15 protein-coding genes are annotated in these 12,369 nt (G+C 59.3%); 7 read left to right on the top strand and 8 right to left on the bottom strand.

Annotated elements, in window-relative coordinates; genetic code table 11:
- Positions 1–37 precede the first annotated feature (37 nt).
- The 4 genes from CKW16_RS30885 to CKW16_RS30870 form a co-directional block, all read right to left on the bottom strand.
- Positions 38–262: a hypothetical protein gene (locus tag CKW16_RS30885; RefSeq protein ID WP_095133412.1), complete on the bottom strand. Its 225-nt coding sequence runs from the start codon at positions 260–262 to the stop codon at positions 38–40.
- Between the two features lie 107 nt (positions 263–369).
- Positions 370–1,101, bottom strand: a complete 732-nt coding sequence (locus CKW16_RS30880) for an ABC transporter substrate-binding protein (RefSeq protein WP_095133410.1) — start codon at positions 1,099–1,101, stop codon at positions 370–372.
- 163 nt (positions 1,102–1,264) lie between these two features.
- Positions 1,265–1,567: a phage infection protein gene (locus tag CKW16_RS30875; RefSeq protein WP_095133407.1), complete on the bottom strand. Its 303-nt coding sequence runs from the start codon at positions 1,565–1,567 to the stop codon at positions 1,265–1,267.
- A 197-nt stretch (positions 1,568–1,764) separates the two neighbouring features.
- On the bottom strand, positions 1,765–2,505 hold the full coding sequence (locus tag CKW16_RS30870; RefSeq protein WP_033057672.1) for a response regulator: 741 nt from the start codon (positions 2,503–2,505) through the stop codon (positions 1,765–1,767).
- Positions 2,506–2,689: 184 nt separating this feature from the next.
- On the opposite strand from CKW16_RS30870, the gene CKW16_RS30865 reads away from it, so the two are divergent.
- Both CKW16_RS30865 and CKW16_RS30860 read left to right on the top strand, forming a co-directional pair.
- Positions 2,690–2,953, top strand: a complete 264-nt coding sequence (locus CKW16_RS30865; RefSeq protein WP_095133405.1) for a DUF2790 domain-containing protein — start codon at positions 2,690–2,692, stop codon at positions 2,951–2,953.
- Between the two features lie 117 nt (positions 2,954–3,070).
- Positions 3,071–4,132 (top strand): alpha/beta fold hydrolase, encoded by a 1,062-nt coding sequence (locus tag CKW16_RS30860; protein WP_095133403.1) that lies wholly within the window; start codon positions 3,071–3,073, stop codon positions 4,130–4,132.
- A 153-nt stretch (positions 4,133–4,285) separates the two neighbouring features.
- Here CKW16_RS30860 and ppnN read toward each other — a convergent pair whose 3' ends face one another.
- Positions 4,286–5,659: a nucleotide 5'-monophosphate nucleosidase PpnN gene (ppnN, locus tag CKW16_RS30855; protein WP_095133401.1), complete on the bottom strand. Its 1,374-nt coding sequence runs from the start codon at positions 5,657–5,659 to the stop codon at positions 4,286–4,288.
- A 212-nt stretch (positions 5,660–5,871) separates the two neighbouring features.
- Here ppnN and CKW16_RS30850 point away from each other — a divergent pair, with 212 nt between their 5' ends.
- Both CKW16_RS30850 and CKW16_RS30845 read left to right on the top strand, forming a co-directional pair.
- Positions 5,872–6,399 carry a DUF3087 domain-containing protein gene (locus CKW16_RS30850; protein WP_095133399.1) on the top strand — a complete coding sequence of 176 codons (528 nt, stop codon included), beginning with the start codon at positions 5,872–5,874 and terminating at the stop codon, positions 6,397–6,399.
- Between the two features lie 325 nt (positions 6,400–6,724).
- On the top strand, positions 6,725–8,302 hold the full coding sequence (locus CKW16_RS30845; RefSeq protein WP_095133390.1) for a sensor domain-containing diguanylate cyclase: 1,578 nt from the start codon (positions 6,725–6,727) through the stop codon (positions 8,300–8,302).
- 2 nt (positions 8,303–8,304) lie between these two features.
- Here CKW16_RS30845 and CKW16_RS30840 read toward each other — a convergent pair whose 3' ends face one another.
- Genes CKW16_RS30840 through dapA form a run of 3 tightly spaced genes read right to left on the bottom strand, consistent with a single transcriptional unit; the run spans position 8,305 to position 10,557 of the window.
- Positions 8,305–9,222: a LysR family transcriptional regulator gene (locus CKW16_RS30840; protein WP_095133388.1), complete on the bottom strand. Its 918-nt coding sequence runs from the start codon at positions 9,220–9,222 to the stop codon at positions 8,305–8,307.
- Positions 9,223–9,246: 24 nt separating this feature from the next.
- On the bottom strand, positions 9,247–9,621 hold the full coding sequence (locus CKW16_RS30835; RefSeq protein ID WP_095133387.1) for a DUF2784 domain-containing protein: 375 nt from the start codon (positions 9,619–9,621) through the stop codon (positions 9,247–9,249).
- A gap of 60 nt (positions 9,622–9,681) precedes the next feature.
- Entirely contained in the window at positions 9,682–10,557 is an 876-nt protein-coding gene (gene dapA, locus CKW16_RS30830; RefSeq protein WP_095133385.1) for a 4-hydroxy-tetrahydrodipicolinate synthase, read from the bottom strand.
- Positions 10,558–10,975: 418 nt separating this feature from the next.
- On the opposite strand from dapA, the gene CKW16_RS30825 reads away from it, so the two are divergent.
- From CKW16_RS30825 to CKW16_RS32385, 3 genes are read left to right on the top strand one after another with little or no spacing between them, the layout of a single operon-like run.
- Entirely contained in the window at positions 10,976–11,674 is a 699-nt protein-coding gene (locus CKW16_RS30825) for an AzlC family ABC transporter permease (protein WP_008157336.1), read from the top strand.
- Positions 11,674–11,985, top strand: a complete 312-nt coding sequence (locus tag CKW16_RS30820) for an AzlD domain-containing protein (protein WP_165353329.1) — start codon at positions 11,674–11,676, stop codon at positions 11,983–11,985. The genes CKW16_RS30825 and CKW16_RS30820 overlap by 1 nt, the downstream gene beginning before the upstream one ends.
- Before the next feature lie 59 nt (positions 11,986–12,044).
- A complete protein-coding gene (locus CKW16_RS32385) occupies positions 12,045–12,206 on the top strand; it encodes a hypothetical protein (RefSeq protein ID WP_176471628.1) in 162 nt (53 codons plus the stop codon).
- Positions 12,207–12,369 lie beyond the last annotated feature (163 nt).

The following is a 12,369-nucleotide window of genomic DNA, read 5'->3' as shown; positions in this document are numbered from 1 at the left end:
CCGGGGTTTGTTGTTTCAAGCGGCGCAACGCCGTTGATCAATAACGCTGATACTTCGAACCGAACTCAGGGCGGTTTTCAGCGACGTAGAGTTTGCTCGCCTGGCTGTCTTTGTGATCAACACCGACGGTGTTCAGGTTCAGTGTGGCCGGTTGGCTGACTTTGGCCGCGGCAACGACCTGCGAGGTAGCGTGTGGGGCGGCGATGGCGGAGGTAGCGCCAAGAACCGAAAGGGCGAATCCAAGACCGATAATGCTTTTCATGATGATGCTCCAGAGCGTGGGGAGAAGATGTGGCCACTGTAGTGCTGGAGCATCGCGATGAAAAAACACCCTGACGCATAGTTGTTATCGAGCGCGTTGATCCATTGTCAGCGGGGTGTGTTGTCGCTGAGCCAGCGCTGCTTGAGTTGTTCCAAGCGCCCATCGCGGTTCATCTCGTCCAGGGCCTGTTGCCAGCGCGCGACCTGGCGCGCATCGGTTTGCGGGGAAAACGCGATGTAGGTACCTTGCTTCATCAGCGGCATCTGATAGTGCAACTGGCTAGGCGCCAAGCCTTCTTCCCGGGCCAGGGTGGCGATGGAGAGGGTGTCGGCCACCACAAATTCGATGCGCCCCAGACGTGCCAGACGCATCATTTGTGCGGGCGTTTCCACACCGTACAGATTGTTCAGACCCCGCTTGCGCAAGTAGTCGTAAGCCAGCCATTTTCGTGGGACGGCGATACGGCCCTGGGTGCTGGCGTCCTGCAAACAGTGCACCGGTTGCTGGGTGTTCGCGGAATAAAGCGCCGTTTCCACGTCCATCAGCGGACCGACCCACTGGTACTGGCTCTCGCGCTCGGCGGTGCGCAACACGGTAAACACCCCGGTGGCAGGCTCGGTCGTGGCGACGTGCAGGGCGCGCAGCAAAGGGACTTGTTGCAAGTGCACCTGGTCGCCGGTGCGTTCGGCCAGTGCCTGCACCACGTCCACGCCAAACCCCACCAGTTGATTACCTTGCTGAAAGTGCAAGGGAGGATGGTTGTCGGTGAGCAGGTTCAGATCAGCCGCGACCGCCGTAAAGGTCAGGAAAGACAACAGGCAACCGGCAATGCGCTTCATGAATCGTCCTTGATGAAATGAAGCGCAAAGCTTAGACGGGCGCGGTGCAACTGTCCCGAGGAATTGTCGGGGCTTTTACGTCAGATCTCAGGACTTATGGGTGTCGTACGTTTGATCGTTCCCACGCAGAGCGTGGGAACGATCATGGGGATCGCCCGGGCGATCAATACCGCTGATATTTCGAGCCGAACTCAGCGCGGTTTTCCGCGACAACCACACCACCGCGCAGGGCGTTGCTCGGGCTGATAGAGGCCACACGTTCGCGCAGTTCTTGCAGACGGTCGGCACCGCCTTCGGCCACGCGATTCTCGATCAGACGATCGGAACCGCCTTCCACCAGCAGTTGTTGAATCTTGCCAGGGGACGCCGCATTGCCAATGTGGGCCGACGCCAGGCTCGACAGGCCGAGACCACCAACCAGTGCCAGACCGAGTGCCAGGGACGAGACTTTCGAGAAGTTGATCATGGGTGATTCTCCGTGCGTTTAGTTTGAGTGGGTCGGTAGCTGCTGCTATCCGGTGATCACAGTTAAACGCTCGGGTGTATCGGTGATGTGTGCTCGAACAAGCCGAAATCGGTGTCTGCGTATCTGTCGCGGGTTCTTATACAGACGGATACAAAACCCTATGAAAAACGCTCCTCAGGTTCTGCTGGGGGAGAGCTTCATGATTCTGCGCCGAGCAATTCCACCGGGTAGGAGAACACGTAGCCTTCGCTGCGCACGGTTTTGATGTAGGTCGAGTCCCGTGAGTCATCCATCAATCGCTGGCGCAGGCGGCTCACCAGCAAATCAATCGAGCGGTCGAACAGGTCGGCGTCGCGGCCCTGGGTCAGGTTGAGCAGTTGGTCACGGCTGAGCACCCGTTGCGGGTGATCAAGGAACACCCGCAGCAGACGGTATTCGGCGCCACTGAGGGCCACCATCGTGCCGTCTTCGTCGAGCAAGTGCCGGGCGGTGGTGTCCAGGCGCCAGCGGCCGAAACCCAGCAATCGGCCAGTTTCGGTAATCAACAGGTTGGGCGGCAGCATCCGGGTGCGGCGTAACACGGCGTTGATCCGCGCCAGCAGTTCGCGGGCGGCGAAGGGTTTGGTCAGGTAGTCGTCGGCGCCCATTTCCAGGCCGAGGATGCGATCGGTTTCGTCGTTGCGTGCGGTGAGCATCAGGATCGGCGTGGCTTTGTGTTTGCCCGAGCGCAATTCGCGGCACAGCAGCAGGCCGTCATCGCCGGGCATCATGATATCCAGCACGATCAGGTCCACCTGATTGGTTTCCAGAAAGCTGCGCATCTGCCGGCCATCGGCGACGACGGTGGTGCGCAGCCCGTTCTTCTTCAGGTAGTTGCCGACCAACTCGCGAATCTCCCGGTCGTCGTCGACGATCAGGATGTGGTTCACATGTTCCATCGCTCAAGCCTCTTGTTGTTCGCTTTGTATCGCACTGTATCTGGTGCCCCCGGAGACACCTTACGCCTTATTAATTCCGGTTTTACGACACATGGCAGATACCTCGCGAAGATTGAATGGGTTCCATCGAGACAAGACGACTTGCCTCACAACCACTGCCCATTGCAACCCTGAGGAAATCACCATGAACTGGAACACACTTGTTGCCGCCAGCTTCTTCGCGGTCCTGAACGTTGCAGCGTTTTCGGCCCATGCCGATGTTCAAACTGCGACGCAGACAACTTCTCACGGCACCCACCTGGATATCAAGAAAGTGGTTTCCGTCGTCGACAACGGCGGTGGCAATTGCGGCATTGTCGATGCCCGCCTGACCTACCTCGATTCCAGCGGCACGCAGAAAGTCCTCGATTACAGCAAGTTCGCAGAGTGCGGCAATCAGGGCGGCTGATCCTTCCACTACGCTCATCGCTGTCGAAACCGACGAACGCGCAGTCTGCTCATCAACCCGCGATGGCTGACTCACGTCGTCCAGAACACCAGGTCAATGACTTCCAGGGAAATCACCATGAAGATGAATGTGTTGAGCAAAAAAAACGACTCACGTCGTCGTTTCTTTGGCCCATCGGTCCTCGCTTTCGCGCTGATGCAGTTAGGTGCCCTTGGTGCTGCCAATGCGCAAACCGCGACGCCAGAGCCAGTGGTGGCCAGCGCCGGCACCCTCAAGTCGGACTCGTTCGGCCCGCTGAAGCATGTCAACGCCGGGTTGCTGAATGTGGCTTACGCCGAAGTCGGCCCCGCCGATGGTCCGGTGGTAATTCTTCTGCATGGCTGGCCCTACGACATTCACAGCTATAGCGAAGTGGCGCCCTTGTTGGCGGCCAAGGGTTACCGGGTGCTGATCCCGTATGCACGGGGCTACGGCGACACGCATTTCCTGTCCGACAAGACTGTTCGCAACGGCCAGCCCGCTGCGTTGGCCAGTGACGTCATCGACTTTATGGATGCGCTCAAGATCAAGAAGGCGGTGCTCGGTGGCTACGACTGGGGCGCGCGCTCGGCGGGCATCGTTTCGGCGCTCTGGCCGGAGCGGGTGGCGGCGCTGGTCTCGGTGAGCGGCTACCTCATCGGCAATCAGGCCGCCGGCAAAAATCCGTTGCCGCCCAAGGCCGAGCTGCAATGGTGGTACCAGTTCTACTTCGCTACCGAACGCGGCCAGGCCGGTTACGAAAAAAATCGCCACGACTTCGCCAAGTTGATCTGGGAGCTGGCCTCCCCGAAATGGACTTTCGACGACGCGACTTTCGACCGCAGCGCGGTGGCCCTGGACAACCCCGATCATGTGGCTATTACGATCTTCAACTATCGCTGGCGATTGGGCATGATTCAGGGCGAACCTCAATATGAAGCGCTGGAGCAGCGGCTGGCCAAGGCCCCGGTCATTACGGTGCCGACCATCACCATGGAAGGTGACGCCAACGGGGCGCCACATCCGGCTGCCGAGGATTATGCCAAGCGCTTCACCGGCAAATATGAGTACCGACTTATCAACGGCGGCATCGGCCACAACTTGCCGCAGGAAGATCCGCAGGCCTTTGCCAAGGCAGTGATCGACGCGGATCACCTCTGAGCATTAGTGCCGCGAATAGTGTGCTCGCTGATCGTTCCCACGCTCTGCGTGGGAATGCAGCCCGGGACGCTCCGCGTCCCTTCAAAGCCGAACGCAGAGCGTCCGTTGAGGCATTCCCACGCGGGAGCGTGGGAACGATCTTTATTAGCTTTGTTACGCAACCACTTGATAACACGGCACATATGCCGCGCCGCCCGGCAGTTTCATCCGGTGTTGGGCGACGAAGGCCTTGAGCAGTTGATCCAGCGGTTGCATCACCGCCGCATCGCCACGGATCTGGTAAGGCCCGTGCTCTTCGATCAGGCGGATGCCCTTGTCCTTGACGTTGCCGGCGACGATGCCGGAGAACGCGCGGCGCAGGTTGGCGGCCAGTTCGTGGGCCGGCAGGTTGCGGCTCAGTTTCAGGTTGGACATGTTTTCGTGGGTTGGATCGAACGGGCGCTGGAAGCCTTCGTCGATCTTCAGCAGCCAGTTGAAATGGAACGCGTCATTGCGCTCGCGACGGAACTGTTTGACTGCCTTGAGACCTTGAGTCATTTGACGCGCGACTTCAGCCGGGTCGTCGATGATGATCTCGTAGTGCTGCTTCGCGGCCTCACCCAGCGTGGCACCGACAAATGCATCCAGTTGCTCCAGATACGGCGCGGCATGTTTCGGTCCGGTGAGAACCACGGGGAAGGGCAGGCCGGCGTTGTCCGGGTGCATCAGGATGCCGAGCAGGTAAAGGAACTCTTCGGCCGTGCCGGCGCCGCCCGGGAAAATGATGATGCCGTGGCCGACGCGGACGAAGGCTTCCAGACGTTTTTCGATGTCCGGCAGGATCACCAGTTCGTTGACGATCGGGTTGGGCGCTTCGGCGGCGATGATGCCCGGCTCGGTCAAACCGAGGTAGCGGCCACCGTGAATACGCTGCTTGGCGTGGGCGATGGTCGCGCCTTTCATCGGGCCTTTCATCACGCCAGGACCGCAACCGGTGCAGATGTCGAGGCTGCGCAGGCCCAGTTCGTGGCCGACTTTCTTGGTGTATTTGTATTCTTCGGTGTTGATCGAATGGCCGCCCCAGCACACCACGATCTTCGGCTCCACGCCGGGGCGCAGGGTGCGGGCGTTGCGCAGCAGGTGGAACACGTAGTCGCTGATGCCCTGGGAGGTGCTCAGGTCGATGCGTTGGGCGTCGAGTTCGTTTTCGGTGTAGACGATGTCGCGCAGGGCGCTGAAGAGCATTTCCCGGGTGCTGGCGATCATTTCGCCATCAACGAAGGCGTCGGCCGGGGCGTTCAGTAGTTCCAGGCGTACGCCGCGGTCCTGCTGGTGAATGCGGATTTCGAAGTCCTTGTAGGCTTCGAGGATGGTTTTGGCGTTATCGACATGGGCGCCGGTATTGAGGATGGCCAGGGCGCACTGGCGGAACAAGGTGTAGGTGCTGCCGGATCCGGCTTCGCTCAGTTGCTGTACTTCACGTTGAGAAAGGGTTTCCAGGCTGCCTTTTGGGCTGACCGAGGCGTTGATTACTTGTCGTTGGGTCATTCAATGATCCTTAAAACGATGCCATTTCATACAGGCAAATGGCATCCGAATAGTATGTATCCATGAAAGAAGATGGCACGAACTGCGCTGTATCGCCATTTCCCCGTTTGACGATGAAAAGATGAAAAGGAGCCCCAGCATAGCTAAATCCCCTGCAGAGGCGATAATGCCCCGCAGCCTTTTTACCCATGCCCTCAAGGAACCCCGTCGCGATGTTCGAAATCCAGCCGCAGAACCCCGAACGCTATCGAAGCCAGACGCGACGCAGCACGATAATCATAGCCTTGATTTTCCTGGCCCTGGCGATGGTATTGTCCACCACTGCGGTGGCGCTGTTCGGTGAGCCCGATGGCGACAATCTGCGCTTTAACGTCGGCGGCGTGTTTGTGGCGGTGCTGCTGATGGCCGCGCTGATGCGCGGCACGTTCTGGACCCAGCCATGGATGGCCCCGGCGGTTTACGGCTGGCAGCTCAAGAGCAGCCTGATGAGCATCACCAACGTCATGCATCAGGTGACGGCGGCGGTGGCGAAGGAGGATCCGACGGCCATGAAGCTGCTGCGTTTCTACCATCTGGGGTTGAGCCAGATGCACGAGCTGGACGGCAACTCCAGTGATCACAGCCAATTGACCCGCGAGATGGATCAGCACAAGGCGCGGATGGAAGCGCTGGGTATCGAGACTGATCAGACACAATTGAATCCCGCCTGGATCGAGGCCGTGAAGCAGACGCCTCGGTAAGCCATTTCAGCCGCAATGCAAACCTTGTAGCAGCTGGCGAAGCCTGCGTTCGGCTGCGCAGCAGTCGTAAACCCTGAGTACCCGGTGGGTCTGACGCACCGCATTGTCTGACTTTACGACTGCTGCGCAGCCGAACGCAGGCTTCGCCAGCTGCTACGGATCGCGGCTTTAGGGCGAACCGATGGTGAGAATAGTTCTCGCGCAAATCACCTATCAGGTGTTTGATGAGGCATAGTTGCCTGGCACCAGGCGGCTCATACCCGTCAGGGGTCATAAAAAGGGCGAACGGGAAGATTCGCCCTGTGATCAGTATTCAGGGAGCGTCATGGGTCATCCGTCCGTCAACAATCGAATTGAACAATCCCGCCATGGCGTGCCTTGGGTCGCCGAGCAAGCCGGGGTAACTCTCAAGGTTCGCTCTGCGGTGATTCTGCTGGTCGCGGTGTGCCTGTCCATGACGGCTATCGTGATTTGGGAGGCCTGGAACTCGCGCCAGTACCATCTGCATGACAAAGAAGTGGCGATGTCCAACCTTGCCCAGACCCTGGCCTCGCAAGCGCAGGCGTCGATCAAGCAAGCCGATACGTTGCTGTTGACCCTGGTGGATCGTCTCGAAAACGACGGCATAGACAAGGCCCGGGTACCTCGGCTGGAGCGTTTGCTCAGTACCCAGCGCAGTGAGCTGAGCCAACTCCATGGGTTGTTTGTTTATGACGAAGAAGGGCGCTGGGTGGCCAATTCCAACGGCGCCGTCGTGCCAGATGCCAACAACGCCGATCGTGAATATTTCATCTTCCATCGCGATCATCCCGACCGCGGCCCCCACATCGGTCCGTCGATCAAGAGTCGTTCGAGCGGTGAATGGATCATGACGGTGTCCCGCCGCGTCAATCATCCAGATGGCCGTTTTGCCGGCGTGGCGTTGGCAACGATTTATCTCAGCCATTTCCTCGGGCTCTACGACAGCATCGATATGGGTCATAACGGCGTGATCAACCTGATCGCCGACGACGCCAGCATCGTCGTTCGCCGGCCGTTCAAAGAAACTGAAATCGGCAGCAGCGTCGCCAAGGGGCCGCTGTTTACGCAACTGTTGCCCAAGGGCAATTCAGGCACGGCAATGGTCCGTTCCTATTTGGATGGGGTCGAGCGTGTGGTCGGATTTCGAAGGGTTGAAGGTTATCCGCTGATCATCTTTGCGGCGCTGAATAAAGATGAAGTCCTGGCAGCCTGGCGTAAGGAGGTACTGCTGAGTGCCGGGATCGTCTCATTATTCCTGGGGTTTCTGGGTGTCCTCGGTTATCGCCTCATTCGCCTCATGAAGCAGCAGAATCACGTGCAGGGCGTATTGCTGGATGCGCAGGAAAAACTCATCGAGGTCAATCGCAGCCTTGAGTTGCTGGCGCTGGAGGACGCACTGACCGGGCTGTCCAACCGGCGTCAGTTCGATCTGTTCATCCTCGCCGAAATGGGCCGCGCCAGGCGCAACCAGACCCATCTCGCGCTGCTGATGATCGATGTCGATCACTTCAAGAGCTTCAATGATCTTTACGGCCATGTGGCCGGCGATGAGTGTTTACGCAACATCAGCACGATCATCAGGGACAACATCAAGCGCCCCGGCGACCTGGCTGCCCGCTATGGCGGCGAAGAGTTTGCAGTGGTACTGCCCGTGACCGACTACGTGGGGGCGTTTATGGTGGCGGAAAAAATCCGCCGCGCGGTTCAGCAGGCCGGCATCGAGCACAGAGAAGGGGCTGAAGGCACGGTGACAGTCAGCCTGGGCGTCGCCGCTTACGATCCGGCGTCACAATCCCAGCCCAGCGACCTGGTGGGGGCCGCCGACAAGGCGCTTTACGTGGCCAAGGCCAGCGGCCGGAACATGAGTGTCATTGCCAACTGAATTCAAACAAACCGGTCACTGCCCTGAACCAGCTTGGTGGACAGGTACGATTGCTTGAGTTTTTCCAGCCACCAGCCCAAGGCGCGGCCGTCGTGATCGCCACGCCAGCCGGCATACAAGATATTCGGCTCACGGGGATCGGCCATCTGTTTTTCAACCAGCGAGCCTTTTTTCAGCAACGAGCCGACCCGATGCTTCGGTAACCAACCCACGCCCAACCCGTCGCACTGGGCGAGGATCTTGGCGCGCATGGTCGGTACGGCGAGCACCGGTTGGCCGCCGGAGACGCCGTAAGTGCTGCCCTCGGTAACCCTGGACGAATCGGCCACGACAATCGCCCGATGCTGCGCAACCATGGCGCGTGAAATCGGCTCTTGGGCCCTGGCCAGCGGATGCTTGGGCGACACCGCGAACACCCATTCCATTTCCCCCAGTTGCATCCAGCGCAAGGAAGGGATCGCCGGCGGTTCGTTGGTGGCGCCGATGATCAAGTCCGCGCGGCCTTCACGCAGGGCTTCCCAAACACCTTTGAGGACTTCCTGAGTGATGCGCAACGGCACGCCGGACTCCAGCGCATCGAACTCGTGAATCACCGGGATCAACGCTTCGAATTCAAGCAACTCATCGGTGACGATCCATAGCCGGCTCTCCCAGCCATTGGCCACTTGCTGCACCCGCTGGGTCAGCCGCGAGACGTCCTGCATCAGTCGCGCCGCCTCGTTCACCAGCAACTCACCCGCCGGGGTCAGTTGCAAGCGGTAGCGACGGCGGTCGAACAGCAAGGCGTCAAAGCGTTCCTCCAGTTGCCGCGCCGCGTAGGACACCGTCGAGGGCGCCTTGCCCAAGTGGGCCGCGGCCCGGGACAGGCTGCCGGTTTCGCGGATGGCTTGCAGCAAGGTGAGATCGTCAATCGACAACATGGGGCGGAATCCTTGATCTTGGTGTCAGGTTGCCCGACGTAATTTCCACAGTCTGAACAATCTAAGGTAGACCAGCACGTTGATCGCCAGCACCACGCTGCCCAGTCCCAGCTGAATTGCCGGTGTCAGGCCCGCCGGGTAAATGACCGGCCACACGTAATGTTCGATGAAACCGCCGCCATAGCCGGTTTGCCCGGCCGCGTCGCGCATGAGGTTTTCCCACTCGGTCAGCGGGCAGATCAGATGGAAGACTTCCACCGACACGCCCCACACAGCCGCAGGCAGGTGCCACCAGATCAGGGGGCGCCATTTGAGCACCAGCAGCCCGCCGAACAGCACGAACAGAATGAACAACAGGTGAAACAGGACCAGCCCGTCGGCGGCGATTCGGTAAAGCATGTCGACTCCCTGACGCGTTATGCGAATGGTTCCATGGTACTCGGGCTGGTTGCTGGCGCTCTATCGATTGTTGCTGTTCAACGTCGCCAGCACTTCCTTCAGACGCACCGCCATGGTTTCGCTGCTGCGTTGCATCGGTGCGCGCAGTTCGTCGTCGATCAAGCCTTCAAGGGCCAGGGCGGTTTTCACCGGGGCGGGATTGGGCTCGATGAACAGGCTGTGAATCAGCGGCAGCAGTTGGAAGAATGTCGCTCGACCCGCCGCTAACCGGTTGTCGCGGATCTGTTGATACAACGCCACGAACCGCTCTGGATGAACATGCGCCGACGCGGCAATGGCGCCTTTGGCACCCAGACACAAGGCGCTGAAGATCTGGTTATCTTCGCCGCACAGCACATCGACCTTGCCACTGCCTAGCAGCGCCAGGGTGTTGGCCTGATTGCCGCCGCAATCCTTGATCGCGACGATTCGCTCATGGGCGACGATGTTGAGCAGGGTTGCCTGCTCGAACGCCACGCCGGTGCGGTAAGGGATGTCGTAAAGAATGAGCGGAACGCTGGAGGCATCGGCGACGGTTTGGTAAAACGCTTCGAGGCCCGCCTGGGACGGACGGATGTAATACGGCGGCGGTACCAGCAAACCGGCCAGCGGACGTTTCAGGATTTCGTTCTGAAATTGCAGCAGCTCGGTCATGTTGTTGCCGGCCAGGCCCATGACCACCCGTTCCGCCGGCACCTGCTCCAGCACCGCATCGAGCACCGCCAGTTGCTCGTGTTTGCTCAGTGCCGCCGCTTCCGCCGTGGTGCCGCAGACCACAACGCCATCGACGCCTTTTTCCAGCAGATGACTGACCAGCCGTCGCAAGCCGACGAAATCGATCGCACCGTTGCGAAACGGTGTAACGAGAGGGACCCAGATTCCTTGAAACGATGACATGCACGTACTCCTGAAGGTTGACCGATTTCGTCACCGTCAGAAGCGTAGAAGGCAGTAAGCAAGGGGAGGGTGTCCGTCGCGCTCAATGTCCTGTCAGCTCATCTGACGGGACAGCGCGCCCCGGTCACATGAGCGACTGTTTCTTCGATTTGAGGGCGTGCGCAACGCAACCTTGCGCCTTGGCATTCAAGCCAATGGCGACAGTGTTGAGGTTGAAGGTTGCGGACATACTTGCTTACACCCTGAATGAGGTGCTCAGTTTTAAAAGCCGGCGCGATTTTTGTCAATCGCGAAAATCAGCGAGCTCCGCACGCATCCTGCCGTTGTGCCTGGTCGCGGACCAAGTGCGCAAGATTGTTCAAGCCAGCGGCCGCGACTGCTGGCACAGTCTGAGGTCTTTCCCTGGTTGTAGAGCGTTATGTCCAATTCACTCATGCCGCGCAGTGCCTTTCTTCGCGGCGCTGCGGCGATCATGCCGTTGTCCCTGGCCACCGCGCCGTGGGGATTGCTGGCCGGTTCCATGGCCATCGAGGCCAATCTCACGCCCCTGCAAGGCCAGGGTTTGTCGAGCATCGTATTTGCCGGGGCCGCGCAACTGGTGGCGATCGGCATGCTCAAGGGCGGTGCCGGGATCTTTTCAATTCTGCTGACCACGCTGCTGCTGACCTCCCAGCATTTGCTCTACGGCATGAGCATGCGTTCGGTGATTTCGCCGTTGCCGGGTCGCTGGCGTGTGGGGTTGGGCTTTTTGCTTACCGACGAGCTGTTCGCCCTGACCAGTGCGCATGACAAACAACAGTTCAACCGCTGGTACGCGTTGGGTGTCGGCCTGACGTTTTACATCGCCTGGAACCTCTTCACCCTGGCCGGCATCGTGCTGGGCAGCAGCATTCCGGGGCTGGAACATCTGGGGTTGGACTTCTCCATCGCGGCGACGTTTATCGCCCTGATCACCCCGGTGGTGCGGAACGTGCCGACCGTGGTGTGCGTGGCGGTGTCGCTGTTCTGCTCGGTGTTGTTCAGCTATTGGCAATGGGGCTCGGCGCTGGTGCTGTCGGGGTTGGCGGGCATGACCGCAGGCTTTATCTGCAACAAATTCTACGGTGGACGCACATGATGGTCTGGGCGGTGATTTTCGGCATGGGGCTATTGGTGTTCCTCAACCGCTATGTATTTCTGGAGCCGCGGCTGCCCGTGCGCTTGAGCAGCAATGCGCGGCAGTTCCTGGGTTTTGCGGTGCCGGGCATGTTGACGGCGATCTGCGGGCCGATCGTGTTCATGCCGGACAAGCAGCTGAATCTGCAATGGGACAACCCGTACCTGATCAGTTCGCTGGTGGCGGTGGGGCTGGTGCTTTACACCCGCAATACCTTGCTCAGCATGTTGTTGAGCATGGGGTTTTTCTTTTTGCTGCGTTGGTGGCTCTAAGTCGTTCCCTTCAAATTGTTCTACGCTTAAAGGGGACCCCTACAGGAAGAGAGGTGAGCATGGCTAATGAACCAAAGCGTCCGTACCCGGATGAAGATGTGGATGACGAACCCACGGAAGAAGAGATTGAGCGGCAGAGGCGTTCGACACCGGACTGGAAGCACCCCGACGACGGTAAAGAACTGTCAGACCGCGACCAGGAGCGTCCGCTGAAGCCTTGACCTCGCTGCATATACAAAAAAGCCCCGCTATCAAAACGTAATGCTGTTCACTTAAGCATTTGAGTCAAAGCCGGGCTTATCCGAAAATCCGATGCCAGACCTCTGGCATCGGATTTTTTATGTCTGTTCAACAGGACCTGCTCGACCTCGGCGACCTTTTCAA

The organism is Pseudomonas sp. Irchel s3h14, from assembly GCF_900187425.1.
Lineage (GTDB): Bacteria > Pseudomonadota > Gammaproteobacteria > Pseudomonadales > Pseudomonadaceae > Aquipseudomonas.
This window is presented reverse-complemented; position numbering and strand designations above follow the sequence as displayed.